18 protein-coding genes and 1 other RNA gene are annotated in these 17395 nt (G+C 45.2%); 5 read left to right on the top strand and 14 right to left on the bottom strand.

All coding sequences use genetic code 11. The annotated features are described in order from the left end of the window. Positions 1 to 2: 2 nt before the first annotated feature. The 6 genes from murE to rsmI form a co-directional block, all read right to left on the bottom strand. Positions 3 to 1478 (bottom strand): UDP-N-acetylmuramoyl-L-alanyl-D-glutamate--2,6-diaminopimelate ligase, encoded by a 1476-nt coding sequence (gene murE, locus ABMY42_RS16945; RefSeq protein WP_050907500.1) that lies wholly within the window; start codon positions 1476 to 1478, stop codon positions 3 to 5. Between the two features lie 60 nt (positions 1479 to 1538). After that, a complete protein-coding gene (locus tag ABMY42_RS16940; RefSeq protein ID WP_005447785.1) occupies positions 1539 to 3344 on the bottom strand; it encodes a peptidoglycan glycosyltransferase FtsI in 1806 nt (601 codons plus the stop codon). Further along, entirely contained in the window at positions 3341 to 3658 is a 318-nt protein-coding gene (gene ftsL / locus ABMY42_RS16935; RefSeq protein ID WP_349266567.1) for a cell division protein FtsL, read from the bottom strand. The genes ABMY42_RS16940 and ftsL overlap by 4 nt, the downstream gene beginning before the upstream one ends. Before the next feature lie 5 nt (positions 3659 to 3663). After that, positions 3664 to 4614 carry a 16S rRNA (cytosine(1402)-N(4))-methyltransferase RsmH gene (gene rsmH, locus ABMY42_RS16930; RefSeq protein WP_005447784.1) on the bottom strand — a complete coding sequence of 317 codons (951 nt, stop codon included), beginning with the start codon at positions 4612 to 4614 and terminating at the stop codon, positions 3664 to 3666. 176 nt (positions 4615 to 4790) lie between these two features. Beyond that, positions 4791 to 5219, bottom strand: an RNA gene (gene rnpB, locus ABMY42_RS16925) — RNase P RNA component class A. A 356-nt stretch (positions 5220 to 5575) separates the two neighbouring features. After that, positions 5576 to 6439, bottom strand: a complete 864-nt coding sequence (gene rsmI, locus ABMY42_RS16920; RefSeq protein ID WP_005447783.1) for a 16S rRNA (cytidine(1402)-2'-O)-methyltransferase — start codon at positions 6437 to 6439, stop codon at positions 5576 to 5578. 68 nt (positions 6440 to 6507) lie between these two features. Between rsmI and ABMY42_RS16915 the strand changes: the two genes are divergently transcribed. Genes ABMY42_RS16915 through ABMY42_RS16900 form a run of 4 tightly spaced genes read left to right on the top strand, consistent with a single transcriptional unit; the run spans position 6508 to position 9932 of the window. Then, positions 6508 to 8319 carry a penicillin-binding protein activator gene (locus ABMY42_RS16915; RefSeq protein ID WP_349266566.1) on the top strand — a complete coding sequence of 604 codons (1812 nt, stop codon included), beginning with the start codon at positions 6508 to 6510 and terminating at the stop codon, positions 8317 to 8319. Continuing rightward, positions 8306 to 8674, top strand: a complete 369-nt coding sequence (locus ABMY42_RS16910; protein WP_005447774.1) for a YraN family protein — start codon at positions 8306 to 8308, stop codon at positions 8672 to 8674. The genes ABMY42_RS16915 and ABMY42_RS16910 overlap by 14 nt, the downstream gene beginning before the upstream one ends. A gap of 3 nt (positions 8675 to 8677) precedes the next feature. Further along, positions 8678 to 9268: a phosphoheptose isomerase gene (locus ABMY42_RS16905; RefSeq protein WP_005447772.1), complete on the top strand. Its 591-nt coding sequence runs from the start codon at positions 8678 to 8680 to the stop codon at positions 9266 to 9268. Positions 9269 to 9290: 22 nt separating this feature from the next. Continuing rightward, positions 9291 to 9932 carry a BON domain-containing protein gene (locus tag ABMY42_RS16900; RefSeq protein WP_050907498.1) on the top strand — a complete coding sequence of 214 codons (642 nt, stop codon included), beginning with the start codon at positions 9291 to 9293 and terminating at the stop codon, positions 9930 to 9932. A gap of 64 nt (positions 9933 to 9996) precedes the next feature. Here the strand turns inward: ABMY42_RS16900 and sspB are convergent, their stop codons facing one another. The 8 genes from sspB to zapE all read right to left on the bottom strand — a co-directional run bounded on the left by sspB (position 9997) and on the right by zapE (position 16559). Further along, positions 9997 to 10476 (bottom strand): ClpXP protease specificity-enhancing factor, encoded by a 480-nt coding sequence (gene sspB / locus ABMY42_RS16895; RefSeq protein WP_005447768.1) that lies wholly within the window; start codon positions 10474 to 10476, stop codon positions 9997 to 9999. Between the two features lie 19 nt (positions 10477 to 10495). Continuing rightward, a complete protein-coding gene (gene sspA, locus ABMY42_RS16890) occupies positions 10496 to 11131 on the bottom strand; it encodes a stringent starvation protein SspA (RefSeq protein WP_005436105.1) in 636 nt (211 codons plus the stop codon). 96 nt (positions 11132 to 11227) lie between these two features. Continuing rightward, positions 11228 to 11965, bottom strand: a complete 738-nt coding sequence (locus ABMY42_RS16885) for a cytochrome c1 (RefSeq protein WP_009697600.1) — start codon at positions 11963 to 11965, stop codon at positions 11228 to 11230. Beyond that, positions 11962 to 13227 carry a cytochrome bc complex cytochrome b subunit gene (locus ABMY42_RS16880; RefSeq protein ID WP_005447764.1) on the bottom strand — a complete coding sequence of 422 codons (1266 nt, stop codon included), beginning with the start codon at positions 13225 to 13227 and terminating at the stop codon, positions 11962 to 11964. Before ABMY42_RS16880 ends, ABMY42_RS16885 begins: the two co-directional genes overlap by 4 nt. Beyond that, positions 13227 to 13817 carry a ubiquinol-cytochrome c reductase iron-sulfur subunit gene (petA, locus tag ABMY42_RS16875; protein ID WP_005436095.1) on the bottom strand — a complete coding sequence of 197 codons (591 nt, stop codon included), beginning with the start codon at positions 13815 to 13817 and terminating at the stop codon, positions 13227 to 13229. Before petA ends, ABMY42_RS16880 begins: the two co-directional genes overlap by 1 nt. Positions 13818 to 14364: 547 nt before the next feature. Further along, entirely contained in the window at positions 14365 to 14757 is a 393-nt protein-coding gene (gene rpsI / locus ABMY42_RS16870; RefSeq protein WP_005436094.1) for a 30S ribosomal protein S9, read from the bottom strand. Positions 14758 to 14772: 15 nt separating this feature from the next. Then, positions 14773 to 15201 (bottom strand): 50S ribosomal protein L13, encoded by a 429-nt coding sequence (rplM, locus tag ABMY42_RS16865; protein WP_005372872.1) that lies wholly within the window; start codon positions 15199 to 15201, stop codon positions 14773 to 14775. A gap of 254 nt (positions 15202 to 15455) precedes the next feature. Next, positions 15456 to 16559, bottom strand: coding sequence for a cell division protein ZapE (gene zapE / locus ABMY42_RS16860; RefSeq protein ID WP_005447762.1), 1104 nt, complete (start codon positions 16557 to 16559; stop codon positions 15456 to 15458). Between the two features lie 196 nt (positions 16560 to 16755). Here zapE and zapG point away from each other — a divergent pair, with 196 nt between their 5' ends. Continuing rightward, the gene (zapG, locus tag ABMY42_RS16855; protein WP_005447760.1) at positions 16756 to 17199 is read left to right on the top strand and encodes a Z-ring associated protein ZapG; all 444 of its coding nucleotides are present in this window, start codon (positions 16756 to 16758) and stop codon (positions 17197 to 17199) included. The last annotated feature ends 196 nt before the right edge of the window (positions 17200 to 17395 follow it).

Raw genomic sequence — 17395 nt, 5'->3', positions numbered from 1 at the left:
GATCAAAGCCCCAATAATGTCATGGCTGACTCGCGGTCAGAGTAGTGAATGGTTCCAGAATTTAGAACTTGATAGTCTTCATGACCTTTACCAGCCAGAAGAATAATGTCTTGAGAAGAGGCATTTTCAAGTGCATAAGACAGTGCTTTGAAGCGGTCGTGTTGCACAATAGCATCAGCTGGCTTAGTTAACCCTGCCAGCATATCTTTCATGATAAGAGCCGGATCTTCACTGCGTGGATTGTCGTCCGTCAGAACCACTTTATCACCCAAACGCTCAGCAATTTCCGCCATCATTGGGCGTTTTCCAGCATCACGATCGCCCCCACAACCGAAGATAGCCCAAAGATTACCTTGGCAATGAACACGAAGCGCTTGCAGCGCTTTTTCCAAAGCATCAGGTGTATGAGCATAATCCACAACCACTTTCGCGCACTCTTCCGCTTGAAACAGTTCCATTCGACCAAGTACAGGCTGCAACTGTGCAGCCGTTGCAAGCAAGCTCTGTTTATCGAAACCTAGGCTAAGCAACGTTGTAAATGCCAACATTAGGTTCGCTGCATTAAATTCTCCGATCAGCGGAGCATGTAATGTGCCCTCACCAAACTTGCCGCTAAACTCAATCGTAATGCCTGATTCTGCATAAGCAATATGATTAGCAAACACTGTATGCGCAAAATCTGTCGTTGGTTTGAGTGATACGGCTAGAGCATTAGGAAGCTGCTTCGCCCAAGTTGCACCGACTACATCGTCTACATTGATGATTGCGTGTTCGCATTGATGGGCTGTAAATAGGGTAAGTTTAGCTTTAGCGTACTCTTCCATAGTGCCGTGGTAGTCTAGATGATCTCGGCTTAGGTTAGTAAATACGCCCGCAGCGAAAGACAGAGCCTTAACACGACCTTGAATCAGACCGTGGGAAGAAACCTCAAGCGCAGTGTATTGCGCTTTTTGTTCAGCGAGGGAAGCAAGTGTCTTTTGGATTTCAACGGCGTTGCCCGTTGTATTTGCTGCTTCTTGCAGGTTATCAAGGAAACCATTGCCCGTTGTACCCATAACCGCTGCTTTTGCACCGACTAAATCAATCCACTGAGCAATCAGTTGAGTGATGGTGGTTTTTCCGTTCGTGCCTGTGACACCAATCAGCTCCATATTTGGATAGTGGTACAACTGACCCGCAATTTGAGATAAGCATTTGTCTAATGCATCAAGATAAACAACTGGTACGTCGTTAATGATCTCAATCGAGCCATGCGCTTTTACATCACAGGCTTGAGCGATAACCGCGTTCGCTCCTTGTTCAATTGCTGTTGGGATAAACTGACGTCCATCGACAACATGACCGATAATGGCAACAAACGTGGTACCAGATTGAACTCTTCGGCTATCGAGTTCCAATTCAGAGACAAGGATAGAGGACAAGCTAGGGCAATCTACCCAAGTGGAAAGCAGCGTGTCCATACTGATGGCTTTAGTCATATATGTTCTCCGAGCATGCGCTCAGCTTTCTTCATTTTGTTTCTTAGCAGACTTATAAGCCTACTGTTGGAATTTATTTTCGTCAGGGGCAACATTCAAGATTTGCAGCGCACCTTTCATGATTTCAGAAAAGACAGGAGACGCTACTGAACCACCGTAGTAATCATCACCTTGTGGCTCATTCACAATCACTACCAACGCAATTCGCGGGTCGCTCACAGGCGCAAGACCAGCGGTATACGTAATGTATTCATCACTATAGCCACCTGCTGTCGCTTTACGTGACGTACCGGTTTTTGCCCCGACTCGGTAACCTGGAACAGCCGCTCTTCGAGCTGAACCACCTTTTTGTGTTACCGTCTCTAGCATATCTAACACTTGACGAGCATGCTCTTTGCTCACCACTTGGCGTGACATATCGTTATCGTTACTTTCGATAATATGAATTGGTTCGTATTTTCCTAAGTTGCCTAGCGTCGCGTACGCATGAGCAAGCTGAATTGGCGTGATGGATAAGCCGTAACCAAAAGAAATCGTTGCTCGCTCAATAGGAGACCAACGAGAGCGGCTTGGGAAAATACCGGTCACCTCACCAACCAAGTTCAAGCCGGACAATTCGCCCAAACCAACAGAGCTATACAAACCCAATAACGCTTCCACTGGCATTCGCATCGCAAGCTTGGTCACACCGATGTTACTCGATTTTTTCAAAATCTTGGTCAGGCTTGCTTTACCTACTTTGGACACGTCACGAACACGGCTACCCCCGAGTTGAAGAATGCCATTTCCGGTATCGACGATCGTATCTTTGTCCGCCACACCATTTTCTAAAGCGGCTAAGATCACGAATGGCTTAATCGTCGAACCAGGCTCCATTGAGTCGGTAATAACTCGGTTACGCATCTTGTAGCTTTGCCAGTCGCTGCGGTTATTTGGGTTATAAGATGGCGCATTCACCATCGCCAACACAGCACCTGTTTTTACATCAAGCATTACTGCTGAGCCGGAAGTTGCACGGTGATCGGCTACAGCTTGCTTAATTGCGCGATACGCGATGGCTTGCAGTCTTTGATCAATGGTCAGTTGCAGCGGCTTACCTTCTTGCTTCTCTTCCAAAGCAATGTTCTCGACGACACGTCCATAACGGTCTTTACGAATGGTTTTCTTACCCGCAGCGCCAGTCAGCCATTCATCGTAGCTACGTTCAACACCTTCTAAACCATGTCCATCAATGCCTGTTACACCGACTAAATGGGCACTAACTTCACCAGCGGGATAGTAACGACGAGATTCGGATTTCAACCCCACACCCGGCAGCTTTAACTCTCGAATGTAGTTCGCCATCGCTGGACTTACTTGACGTTGAAGGTAAATAAAACGGCGGGATTCGTTCTTCTTAATTTTGTTAATCAGACCTTGGCGATCTAAGCCAAGCACGTCTGCAAGTGCGTACCAACTTTTAGTTTGCTGCAGTGCGCCTTCTTTAAAGATGGTTTTCGGGTCTGCCCAAACGGCTTCTACCGGTACGCTCACTGCCAGCGGTTCACCGTTACGGTCAGAGATGATCCCACGCGCGGAAGGAATGGCTTTTACACGGATAGAACGAAGATCACCTTGCTTGATAAGGTTGTCTGGCTCGATGATTTGAATGTAAGCCACGCGCCCAACGAGAAGAGCGAAGGCACAGAAGACAAAAAACAGCAGCAAGTGAAAACGCCAGCGAATCAAAAATGACTCTGGTTCTGCCGTTACTTCTGTTTCTTTTGTTTCTTTGGTGGGTTGCGGTTTTGCTGCAGAAACTTTCTTTTCTTTTGCAGCAGACTTGCGCGTATTTCCTTGTTTAGATTTGGCTTTCTTTCCAATCATTTTAGCGTGATAACCACTTCTTTATCGCCATCTGGTCGTTTCATTTCAAGATCCTTCTTTGCCAAGTCTTGAACGCGACTGTGTTCTGCGAGAGCTGTTTCTTCCAACATTAGGTTGCGCCATTCGCTGTCCAATCGCTCCCGCTCAACCAATGTATGATCTTTTTCAGTGATCGCTTGACGCGCATGGTGGGTTGCAAACACCACTCCCATTGCGGTTGCGAAGATCAAAATCATCAACAACAACGACCAGCGACCGACGGTAACCAAATCCGTCGCTATCAACTTAGCAAGGTTAGGAGTGGTTTTCGTCATAATAATTAAAGCTTTTCTGCAATTCTTAGCACTGAGCTTCGAGAACGCGGGTTCATGTCAATTTCTTGCTTAGTTGGTTTGATTGCTTTACCAACAGGCTTCATGTTTGCACTACCCAGAGCACGAATTTGCTCTTCTGTCATTGGAATACCGTGTGGCACTTCTGGACCTTTACTCTCTTTACGAATAAAGCGTTTTACCATACGGTCCTCTAAAGAGTGGAAACTGATCACTGATAAACGTCCCTCTGGAGCCAAGATGCTCGCAGCGCCTTTTAGTGCTGTATCAATTTCTTCTAATTCACTGTTGATGTAAATACGAAACGCCTGAAAAGCACGAGTCGCTGGGTGTTTTTTCTCTTTGAAACTCTTTGGAGCGGCATCCGAGATCAATTTAGCTAATTGACCAGTACGAACCATAGGCTCGTTTTCTTCATCTTCGCGGTATGCCACGATCGCTTTCGCTATGCGACGTGCGTGTTTGTCTTCACCGAACTCGCGAATGACCCAAGTAATGTCATCCAAATCCGCTTCCATCAACCATTGAGAAACAGGGATACCTGATGTTGGGTCCATACGCATATCTAGTGGACCATCTTTCATAAAGCTAAAGCCACGCTCAGCATCATCTAACTGTGGAGAAGACACGCCAAGATCAAGCAGGACACCGTCAACTTTACCAACTAAACCGTATTCTTCTGCGTACTTCGCCATACCAGAAAATGGACCATGAATGATAGTAAAACGAGGGTCGTCGATTTTGCTCGCTTCTGCGATAGCCTGTGGATCACGGTCGATACTGTATAGACGACCATTCTCCCCGAGCTTCGACAAGATAGTTCGGCTGTGACCGCCACGGCCAAATGTTCCATCGATATAGATACCATCGGGTTTGATAGCCAAGCCATCAATGGATTCATTTAATAACACTGAGATATGTTGAAATGTTTCGGTCATAGCTTTCTCGTTGAATGATCTTGAAGCGATTCTTTAGTGTACTGATTTCCCACATCATCGCCACCTCAAGTCTAAAGTTAGACGTGATTCAGCGCCAAGTTTATTGGTAATGACATAGTTTGCGTCAATAAAATGCAAAAAACCCATCACTACCGAAGTAGGGATGGGTCTCGAATAGGTGGAGCCGACACATAAGCCGGGTTCTGTTCCGCTTGCGCGGCGGTAGCCATTCGTCTAGGCCAGCAATCACTCACTGGCTCGAGCAACCTACCCGCCTCCTTACGCGAGCAACGCAATGTGGAGGCCTATTTGGTCTTGCTTCAGGTGGAGTTTACCCTGCTACGAACTATTACTAGTCGTCCGGTGCGCTCTTACCGCACCCTTTCACCCTTACCTGTGCCCTAAGGCCATCGGCGGTCTTCTCTCTGCTGCACTTGTCGTAGGCTTGCGCCCCCCAGGCGTTACCTGGCACCTTGCTCTATGAAGCCCGGACTTTCCTCCCCTTTGTCAGTCTCCCGAAGGACGTCAACGTCAGTCTCCCAAAGGGACTTCGACGTCAGTCTCCCGAAGGACATCAACAAAGCAGCGACTACCCAGTCAGCTCCGATGGCGGATTGTATAGAGTTATCCCTTCTGAGTCTAGTGAGATCACAGATATGATGAAATGAGGATGTTAATTGCTCAGAAAACAAACAAGAATACTTAAGTTTGGGGAACATTGCGTTGCCGGATTCGAGAACCGGGAGCGCGATACCCCGAAGAGAGAACGTTGTAGGCAAGCTTAAAAAATAAAAAGGAGAACCGAGTTGATGGTTCTCCTTTCAAACAGAAATTCACTTAAGATAAATGTACGTCTTGGGATATATTGATAGCTGAGCGCAGGATTAAGACCGCTATATTCTCGAGTCTCACCTCCAGAAGCGAAGCGTTTCCAAAGTGCCGGCGTTCGTTCTAGAAGCTTTTAACCCAAATTCTCCAAGCCCCACTTGTATAAAGCATTCTTCTTCAAACTGTAGATTTCAGCGGCAAGCGCAGCGGCTTTCTTCAATGGTAACTCTTTAGTCAAGATGCCCAATGTACGCGTCGCTTCATCAGGTAGGCTCTCTTCCGTTGAATCTCGGTGACCATGAATCAGCAATACCATCTCGCCACGTTGTTGGTTATCGTCACTCTTCACCCACTCAATCAACTCACCAAGAGGCATTCCTTGAATAGTTTCAAAGGTTTTGGTTAGTTCGCGAGCCAATACCACTTCACGTTCTGGACCAAGAACGTCTAACATATCTTGTAGAGAGTCTAAAATACGATGCGGAGATTCGTAGAAGATACAAGTACGTTCAACAGAAGCAATCTCCAAGAACTTGTCTTTACGACCTTTACTTTTCGGTGGTAAGAAGCCTTCGAAACTGAATCGGTCAGATGGTAGACCTGAAGCACTTAACGCAGTGATGACCGCACACGCACCAGGAAGAGGCACAACTCTTACGCCCGCTTGACGACATTTTGTCACCAAGTGGTATCCTGGATCGCTTATTAGCGGCGTACCAGCGTCAGAAACCAATGCGATAGACTGACCTGACAGTAGCTTTTCAACTAGAACTTGTGCTTTTTGTTGCTCGTTGTGATCATGCAGCGCAAAAGTTTTGGTTTGGATATTGAAGTGAGACAGTAATTTGCCTGTATGTCGAGTATCCTCAGCGGCAATGATGTCCACATTCGACAGAACTTCGATAGCACGTTGAGTGATATCCGCTAAATTTCCGATTGGAGTCGGTACGATGTATAGAGTTGGCCCCTCATTCGGCAACTTATTTTTATCTGTCATTTGTTTACCATCACTTCAACGATTAATATAGAGACAATTTTGTACAAAATTATAGAGAACTCACGGCAATGATGAACCATAAGAGACTCAGTGTACCACGCTTACTCACTCCTGTTGCACTGGCAATTACGCTCGCCGCCTGTTCTTCAGGTCCGCGACAACCAGATAGCGTAGATATTACACTTGAGCCGACACAGTCTGTTCAGAACTACATGATTCAAGCTGATAGCACCGAAGGTAGCCTACAAAACGACTGGTTGATCATGGCAACCAAAGCGGCAATCCAAGCAAATGAGTTAGACCAAGCTGAGCTGTTAATCAAACGTCTTTCTCGTCAGCAACTGAGCGAAGTTCAACAGGCTGAGTGGCAATTGGCTCGTGCGACCTTACAGCAAAAGCAAGGTAAATACTCACAATTGCTGCAAGGGCTGAACTTTAAACCTTGGTGGAAACTGCCAAGCGAACAGTGGAAAGACTACTACGAGTTGCGCGCGGACGCTTACCAAAGCTTAAACCAACCGTTTGAAGCAAACCGCCAATTGGTAGCCGAAGGCCAATACGCGTCATCAGCAGAGCAACGTGAGATCTCTAGCCGTATTTGGATGAACTTCGGCAGTTACTCTGAAAATGAACTGACGGCATTGCAAACTGAACCAAGCGAAGACGTACTAGATGGTTGGCTACAATTAGCGATCTATGCAAAAACGTTATCGAGCAATATTCCTCAGCTTAAAAACACGCTTGAGCACTGGTTAAGTGAAAACCCTTCACATCCAGCAGCGGTTTATACTCCTGCAGAAATTCAAAACATCCTCTCGTTAGAGATTGTGAAACCAAACAACACAGCGCTTCTGTTACCGCTAACGGGTAAATTTGCTCCGCAAGCACAACTGATCCGCGATGGTTTCATCTTTGCGATGATGAACGACCAAGCACGAGATCCAAGTGCGACGCTGACGGTGATTGATACACACGCTTACAGCGCCGATCAAATCAAACAGCGCTTAATCAATGAGAACATCGATTTTGTCGTTGGTCCTCTACAAAAAGAAAACGTAGAGAAGCTACAAGCGACATTAGACGGTTCCGAAACAGGCGTGAAAATTCCAACGTTGGCACTCAACATTCCGGAAGAAGTGCAAGCTGGCACAGACATGTGTTACCTAGCACTTTCTCCAGAGCAAGAAGTTGCACAGGCAGCCAAGCACCTATTCAGCCAAGGCTACCAATTCCCAATGATCTTAGCGCCAAACGGAGCTTATGGTCAGCGTGTTGTTGAAGCGTTTAATGAAGAGTGGAGCAAATACAGCTCAAACAAAGTTGCGACTAGTTACTTTGGTGATAAACGCCAACTGCAAAAGAACATTAATGGTGTATTTGGCTTACAAGAGAGTCAGCAACGCATCGCACAAATGCAGTCTCTGATGCGCATCTCTTTAGAGAGCCAACCTCGTAGTCGCCGTGATGTGGATGCGGTATATATTGTCGCACGCAGTTCCGAACTGACGTTGATCAAGCCATTTATCGAAGTCGCGATTAACCCAGATGCAAAACCACCTAAGTTGTTCTCTAACTCTCGCAGTAACAGTGGTGGCGCAACTTACGAAGATCTATCAGGCGTGGCGTACAGCGACATTCCGATGTTAATCAATCCAGATCCAACCATCGCGACACAAATGAATGAGCTATGGCCAGATCAATCCAATATGGAAAAACGCTTAGAAGCATTAGGTATGGACGCATACAAACTGCTTGGTGAGTTACCGCAAATGAAGTTACTACCGGGCTACTCAGTTGATGGTCAAACAGGTGTATTAAGTATCAACAACAACTGTGTAGTACAACGTGAGTTAGACTGGGCCGAGCGTGGGGCTCTTTAGTAAGCGACAAATCGGCAATCAATACGAAACCCTGGCGAAGCGATATTTGCAGCGTCAGGGTTTGCGCTTTTTAGATCAAAACTTCCTAACGAAAGTCGGCGAAATTGATTTAATTTTCCAACAAGGTGAAACTATCGTCTTTGTTGAGGTCAAATATCGTAAGAATGATGCTTTTGGCTCTGCAGCAGAAATGGTCACCTACGCAAAAATGCGTAAACTAGTCAAAACGGCTCAAATTTGGCTAAGCCAGCAAAAATGCTCGGCACACACTATCGATTATCGGTTTGATGTTATTGCCATTCACGACAGTGGTCGAGACATCAACTGGATACAAAATGCAATCTCTGAAGGATAAACGATGCTAGACAGCATTAAAGACAGTTTTACAGAAAGTATTCAAATTCAAATCGCTGCAGCAGAAGCACTACCAGATGCAATTACTCACGCTGCTCAGGCAATGGTTTCAAGCTTACTCAACGGCAATAAAATCCTATGCTGTGGCAACGGGGGCAGTGCGTCGAATTCACAACAATTTGTCTCTTGTCTTTTGAACCGATTCGAAACAGAGCGCCCTAGCCTACCAGCAATGACGTTGACGGCGGATAACACAACGCTCACTGCCGTTGCCAATGACTACCACTACCAAGAGATCTTCTCCAAGCAAGTACGCGCTTTTGGTCAGCCGGGTGACATCTTGCTCGCAATCTCTACCAGTGGTAACAGCAAAAACATCATCAAAGCAATGGAAGCCGCGGTAACTCGCGATATGACGATCATTGCTCTTACTGGTAAAGATGGCGGTGAAATGGCTGGCTTGCTTGGTGAAAATGATGTGGAGATTCGCATTCCATCACATCGAACAGCACGCATCCATGAAGTACATATGGTCACCCTTCATTGCTTGTGTGACCTCATCGACCAAGTTCTTTTCCCTGCTCACGAAGAATAATTGAAATTGAGAGTTTAGAAATATGATACGTAGTCTTGTCATTTTATTTGCAGCACTCAGCATGAGTGGCTGTGCGGGTTTGTTTATTGCAGGGGCAGCAACTACTGCCAATATCGTTACAGATACACGTACAACCAAAGAAATTTGGCAAGACAACAACATCGAATTTGAAGTTGCAGCGATTGGCAATAAAGCACCATTCAAAGGAAAAGCTCGCGTCGTTGCGAGTTCATACAATGGGACCGTTGTATTAATGGGACAAGCCCCAACTCGCGAACTGATTAATGAGTTTGAACGTCGAGCTCGTGCTGTGAGTGGTGTGAAAAATATCCATAACCAGATCAAACAAAAAGAACCATTGAGCGTAACTCAAATCAGCAACGATAGCTGGATCACCACCAAGGTTAAATCAGCATTACTGACTGATAGCGAGTTAAATGGCATCAAAGTAAAAGTGATTACTGAAGACAGTGATGTATTCTTGTTTGGTTACGTCACGCCACAACAAAGCGATCGAGCAACAGAGATTGCACGTAATATCTCAGGCGTAAAACAAGTGATTAAAGGCTTCCAATATGGTAATGAAAAGCCATTAAAAGTGGAAGAACCAGAAACAACACAGCCTGAAGCAACAGTCACTGAATTAGGCTCTCAAGTGAACTAGCTAGACAGTTGTTTAATACAACTTAGCAGATAATAAAAAAGCAGCGTGGGCACGCTGCTTTTTTTTATTTGATAACTCGTAAGCTTGGTCTGCCTTTCGGACGAGGTGCTTCTTCCTCTTCAGACTCCGAGTCCATGACTTCTGAATCATCACTCACGGTAGTAAAAGTTGGTGACTGTTCTTCTTCAACAATCCCTTCTTCTTCGATATGAGTGTACGCTTCTTCAGGTTCAAACATGGTGCCAGCACCATTCTCTCGAGCGTAAATCGCTTGTACCGCATAAACCGGTACGATCACTGAATGAGGTCGACCACTAAAACGAGCATGGAAGGTAATCGCATCATTACCCAACTCAAGTTGACCAACAGCACGTGGAGCAATATTCAAGATGATTTGACCATCTTGAATAAACTCAACTGGTACACGCACACCCGGCATCGTTGCATCAACCACCAAGTGAGGAGTTAAGTCGTTGTCTACCAACCAATCGTAAAATGCACGAAGCATATACGGACGGCGAGCAGTCATTTTTGCAATATCCATAACGTGTTATCTAAATCGCTTAGCGAACTAGGCGCATTTCACGTTCAGCTTCAGTTAGAGAAGCAAGGAATGAATCACGCTCAAATACGCGGTTCATGTAAACTTTGATCTCTTTTGAACCAGGACCTACAAGGTCGATACCTAGTTGAGGCAGACGCCACAATAGTGGAGCTAGGTAGCAGTCGATTAGGCTGAACTCTTCGCTCATGAAGTATTCGTATTCAGCGAAGATTGGCGCTAGAGTCAGAAGATCGTTACGTAGTTTAGTACGTGCTTTTTCTGATTCTTCCGCGTTACCCTTAACAACTTTTTCAGCTAGTGAGTACCAGTTGCGTTCAATACGGTACATCATCAAACGGCTGTTACCACGAGCAACTGGGTAAACAGGCATTAGAGGTGGATGAGGGAAACGCTCGTCCAAGTACTCCATGATGATTTTTGAATCGTAAAGAGCTAGCTCACGGTCCACAAGAGTTGGTACTGATTTGTATGGGTTCAGTTCCACAAGCTCAGCAGGAAGGTTAGCTTCATCAACAAGCTCAACTTCAACACTTACGCCTTTTTCAGCTAATACGATGCGAACCTGATGGCTATACAAATCTGATGCACTTGAGAAAAGAGTCATCACAGAACGTTTATTGGCAGCTACAGCCATGGAGCCCTCCAGCACACTTACAAATAAAAATAATGGAGGCTAAGCCTCCATTATTCGTCAATTAAAATTGGGAATTAGCACGGTATGATAGCACAATTAATGCACATCACGCCAATACTCTTTCTTGAGCATCACGACAACAATTGTTAGTAGAACGAGGAAGCCCATCACCCACCAACCAAGCGCATGACGCTCTAGTTGAACTGGGTCGCCTGAGTAAACTAGGAAGTTAACTAGGTCACCAACCGCTTTGTCATATTCGCCAGAGCTTAGCTCACCAGTACCGTCTGTTTCAGTACCTACAACGACCTGAACTTCCTCACCGTCAACCACTTTCGTGCCGTAGACTGGAGTAGGAATGCCTTGAAGCTCTTCAAGTACATGTGGCATACCAACGCTTGGGAATACAATGTTGTTCACACCGAATGGACGTGATGGGTCAACATAGAAAGAGCGTAGGTAAGTGTACAGCCAATCTGCACCACGAACTCGAGCAACAAGAGTTAGATCCGGTGGCGGAGCACCAAACCAATCACCAGCTTGCTTTGCAGGCATTGCGTTCACCATAAGGTCACCAATTTTCGCTTCAGGGTCGAAAATCAGGTTTTCCTTCATTAGGTCAACAGGAATATCCAAGTCTGTTGCCACTCGCTCGTAACGCTGGTATTGCGTTGAGTGACAAGCAAAACAGTAGTTCATGAATAGCTTCGCGCCGTTTTGTAGCGAAGCTTTATCCGATAGGTCCACGTTCGCCTTGTCTAGCGGTACGTTGGCACCCGCTGCCATCGCGAGAGATGGCAACATAGCAAATAGAATTACAATCCACTTCTTCATTTGAATGTCACCCTCTCTGGTAATGGTTTGGTCGCTTCATTTTTGCTGTAGAAGAACAGCAGGACAAAGAACATGAAGTAACACAAGCTAAAGATCTGAGACAAAAGCGTGTACAGCGGCGTTGCCGGTAGTGCACCCAAAATACCCAGAGCGATAAAGGCGATAGTGAACTGAACAATATTCAATAGGTGAATTTTGCTGCGGTAACGGTAAGAACGAACTTTACAACGATCCAACCAAGGTAGAACAAACAGTACTGCAATTGACGCACCCATTAGGATTACACCCAATAGCTTGTCTGGAACCGCACGTAAGATTGCGTAGAATGGTGTGAAGTACCAAACAGGAGCGATATGCTCAGGTGTCTTCAGTGGGTTTGCAGCTTCAAAGTTAGGTGGCTCAAGGAAGTATCCACCCATTTCTGGGTTGAAGAACAGCACATAACAGAAGAAGAACAAGAAACCAGCCACACCAACTAGGTCCTTAACCGTACCGTATGGATGGAAAGGAATCGAATCGATGATGTCGTATTTCTTCGTGTAGTAATCGTGGAACTTGAACTGTGTTTCGTAATCGTCGCCCATTGAGCCTTTTGGTAGCTTAGTCTCGATACCATCCGGGTTGTTAGAGCCAACTTCGTGTAGTGCCAATACGTGCAGAACAACAAGAAGAAGTAGAACGATAGGTAGCGCAATAACGTGTAGTGCGAAGAAACGGTTTAGCGTTGCACCTGAGATGATGTAGTCACCACGGATCCAAAGCGTTAAGTCATCGCCAATAACAGGAATCGCACCAAATAGAGAAATGATTACCTGAGCACCCCAGTATGACATCTGACCCCATGGTAATAGGTAACCCATGAAAGCTTCAGCCATTAGAACCAAGAAGATCAACATACCGAAGATCCAAAGTAGCTCACGAGGCTTTTGGTATGAACCGTAAATCAGACCACGGAACATGTGCAGGTAAACAACAACGAAAAACGCTGACGCGCCAGTTGAGTGCATGTAACGCAACAACCAGCCGTAATCAACGTCACGCATGATGTATTCGATAGAAGCAAACGCACCATCACCAGAAGGAACGTAGTTCATTGTTAACCAAATACCGGTTAGGATTTGGTTAACCAGTACCAACATTGCCAGAGAACCGAAAAGGTACCAAAAGTTGAAGTTCTTAGGCATTGGGTATTCAGACAAATGCTTTTTATAAGCATTCATCGCGGGAATTCGTTTTTCAACCCAGTCTAGTAGTGCTTGCATTATGCGTCTCCCTCATCAACACCGATCATGAGCTTCGTATCACTCAAGTACATGTGCTTAGGAACCACAAGGTTCAGAGGTGCAGGAACACCTTGGAACACTCGACCAGCCATATCGAATTTAGAACCGTGACATGGACAGAAGAAGCCAGACTTAACGCCTTGAACTTGCTCAGAGAACGTGTCAGGTAGATAGGTCGGTGAACAACCTAAGTGAGTACAGAAGCCAACTGCCACGAAATACTCAGGCTTGATCGAACGATGCGCGTTCTGAGCATAAACTGGCTGTTGTTCCATTTCTGATTGTGGGTCACGAAGCTGTCCGTCGATGTTCTTTAGGTTATCCACCACTTCTTGAGTGCGACGTACAACCCATACAGGCTTACCTTGCCACTCAACACGAACCATCTGACCAGCTTCGATTTTACTGATATCCACTTCCACCGGTGCACCCGCAGCTTTTGCTTTGGCGCTCGGATTCCATGATTTGATAAAAGGCACGGCGACGGCAGCTGCCCCTAATCCACCAACAACTGCCGTTGTAGCGGTTAGAAAACGCCTGCGACCGTTATTTAAAGGCGCGTTGCTCATCCAAACATTCTCCCATTTGCTCCCTTTGGATCGTTATTATTCCGCTTATAAGAGCATGGCTAACAAATAATGAATTTAGTTCTATTTATTGGGGGGAAATGATAAAGAAAACCCTACTTTTTGACAAGATAAAGCTACCTTTTTGTAACAATTGTGAGGCAAATCGCTCACGCCGTCACAAAAGCGGCAAAATTATAAAAAATAGATGTGATTTGTAACAAGAAAGCGAAACGAAGAATGGCTAAGAATGGGATAAAAAGCCTTGTATTCCGGCTGTTTTCAGTCGATTACATAGAAAGATATGTCAAGAACGTGAAGGGACTCCCCACTTTTGTTATCTCCGTCTTGTAGCACGAATAAATCTAGAAAAAGTGCAGATAAAACATTCAAATGTTGCGAGGATATTAAGTGGCGATGTGAAGTTCGATATGAAATGAAAAAACGCTTTTCCACGCGTTAGAAAAACAAAAAGCTCGGCATATAGCCGAGCTTTGGTACACAGTATCCAGAGAAACTCTGGAACAGCATAATTTCCGATAAAAGGAAATTAACGCTTAGAGAACTGTGGACGACGACGTGCTTTACGTAGACCAACTTTCTTACGTTCAACGCAACGAGCGTCACGAGTAACGTAACCAGCTGCACGTAGAGTAGGACGTAGAGACTCATCGTACTCCATAAGAGCGCGAGTGATACCGTGACGGATAGCACCAGCTTGACCAGAAATACCGCCACCTTTAACAGTAACGTATAGGTCTAGCTTCTCAGTTAGTTCAACTAGCTCAAGAGGTTGTTTAACAACCATGCGAGAAGTTGGACGACCGAAGTACTCATCAAGGCTACGCTTGTTGATTACGATGTTGCCGCTGCCTGGTTTGATGAAAACACGCGCAGCTGAGCTTTTGCGACGGCCAGTGCCGTAGTATTGATTCTCTGCCATTTTCGAAATCCCCAATTAGATGTCTAGTACTTGTGGTTGTTGAGCAACATGGTTGTGCTCAGCGCCCGCGTAAACTTTAAGCTTACGGTACATAGCACGGCCTAGAGGACCACGTGGAAGCATGCCTTTAACTGCAAGCTCAAGAGCCATCTCAGGTTTACGATCGATCAACTTTTCAAAAGTGATAGATTTTAGACCACCTGGGAATTCAGAGTGACGGTAGTACACTTTGTTCTTAGCTTTGTTACCAGTTACAGCAACTTTCTCAGCGTTGATAACGATGATGTAATCACCAGTGTCAACGTGAGGAGTGTATTCAGCTTTGTGTTTGCCACGTAGGCGAGATGCAATTTCACTTGCTAGACGGCCAAGAGTTTTACCCTCTGCGTCTACAACGTACCAGTCGCGTTTTACAGTTTCTGGTTTAGCAACGAAAGTTTTCATGCTAATAATAACCCGTTAATTAAAATTTAAACTTTAAAGGAACACCCAATAGTGCTCCCACACTGTCTAAGAGCCCAGTCATCACCCCTTCGAGTCGTTGGTACTCTCGACCTTCTATGTCGAAATAACTTCGATAATCAGGTCTGCAGTAACGGTGGGTCGCAGGATTATAGAGAAGAGCGAAGAAAAAATCACCTTTTTTTGCGTTAAATCACGAATTTTTTCTTCACTTTTTTAAGATGAGTTGTCGATTTTTACGCCAGATGCTCTCTAGCGAGGTATTCATGGCTTTGCATCTCAGTCAATCGAGACAAACAACGTTTAAATTCGAACTCTAACTGCCCTTGCGTATACAGAGACTCCATCGAGACTTCTGCAGAAATAATCAGTTTCACGTTACGTTCGTAAAATTCATCGACTAAAGCGATAAAACGTCTTGCTGCATCATCAATCTTACGATCCATCTGCTTCACCTCTGCCAATAATACCGTATGGTAAATACGCGACAGTTCAATATAGTCATTCTGACTGCGTGGTGTCTGGCAAAGTTGCTCAAAAGACGCATGTAGCACGCCATCACTTGCTTCAATTACTTTAACTTCACGATGATTTACTTCAATGCTGTGTGCTGCGACCTTTCTTTCGCCAATCAACTGGTGGTAGTACTTATTGAGATTGACGGACGCTTGTTCATCTAGCGGATAATGGTAGATTTCAGCTTGTTGCAGCGTTCTTAGACGGTAATCCACTCCACTGTCGACATTAAGCACGTCACAGCGCTGAATGATCATGTCTATCGCTGGTAAGAAGCGCGCCCGTTGTAAGCCATTACGGTACAAGTTTTCAGGTTCAATGTTGGATGTTGCAACCAAAATCATCTGGCGTTTAAACATCTCTTGCAGCAATGTCGCTAAAATCATCGCATCGGTAATGTCAGAAACAAAAAACTCATCGAAGCAGACCACATCCGCTTCTTTTTTGAATAAGTCAGCGACTTTTGACAGTGGATTTTCAACTTCCCCTAACCGCTTGAGTTCATCATGGACTCGATACATAAAGCGGTGAAAATGCACTCGCATCTTTCGTTCTGTAGGCAACGCGTCAAAAAACGCATCCATAAGATAAGTTTTACCACGCCCAACACCACCCCAAAAGTAGAGCCCTTTCGGCGGTTCTGGTAATTCTGGCTTTTTACCAAGTAATTTCTGCCAAGTGCTAAGCTGAGGAATAGGCGCAGACTGAAACTCTGCAATCGCATGGTAAAGATTGTCTAAAGCAACGACAGCGTTATATTGGGCTTCATCACGCTGGAATCCATGCTCTGCTATGTCTTGTTGGTATCGTTTTAATGGTGTCATGGTATAGAGTCGTATCAGAGGTACAGAAAAAATTGTCACCTCGGGGTCAGCGTTGAGCATAGAGAGAGGTAGATATCAGTCCCCGAAGACTTACCGCTATTTTTCTTTATCGGCTGTTCAAGCCATAGTAACATGGACAAGCACCGCGTGTAACTAAGTAGTAAAAGACTTGTTAAAACAACTATAAGGAGCAGTTATGCCTTGGATTTATGCCATTGTGGGTTTGCTGGTCGGTACAATCGTAGGCGTAGTCATTAGTAGACTAACCACCCCCGAATACAAAAAACAAAAGTCTGTGCAAAAAGAGCTGGAAGCAGCCAAATTTGAACTAGAGCAACAACGTCAAGAGCTCGTCGATCACTTTGCACAAACTGCAGAAATGCTGGACACCTTAGGTAAAGATTATACCAAGCTATACCAGCACATGGCGAAGACGTCTTCTGAACTTCTGCCAAACTTGCCTGAGCAAGACAATCCATTCGATAAGAAGACTGCAATGTCATCTGATAAAGTCGAAGAGGATCAATCAGACGTCAACGAACAACCAAAAGACTATGCCAACGGCGCTACTGGTCTTTTAAAAGATCAGGAAAAAGAAATCATCGACGCACCTGAAGCAGTCACAGCGAAAGCGTCTTAATCCTCTTATCCTGCCTAATTGGGTCAATACATTCACATTTCTTATCAATTTGTATTGACCCTTGTTGAACTTTTCTTAAGCAACTCATCTCTAACAACTTGTGTGCTGCCGCCACGTTTTGATTGTCCGAATTCGTCCCTATATTAATTACTATCAATAAGAGACAAAGCATTCGGATATTTCTTTTTTGGCAGAC

Origin of the sequence: Vibrio sp. SSH13-20 (assembly GCF_040104475.1) — a bacterium.
Lineage (GTDB): Bacteria > Pseudomonadota > Gammaproteobacteria > Enterobacterales > Vibrionaceae > Vibrio > Vibrio harveyi.
Note: the sequence above shows the minus strand (reverse complement) of the source record. Positions and strands in the feature narration are given on the sequence as shown.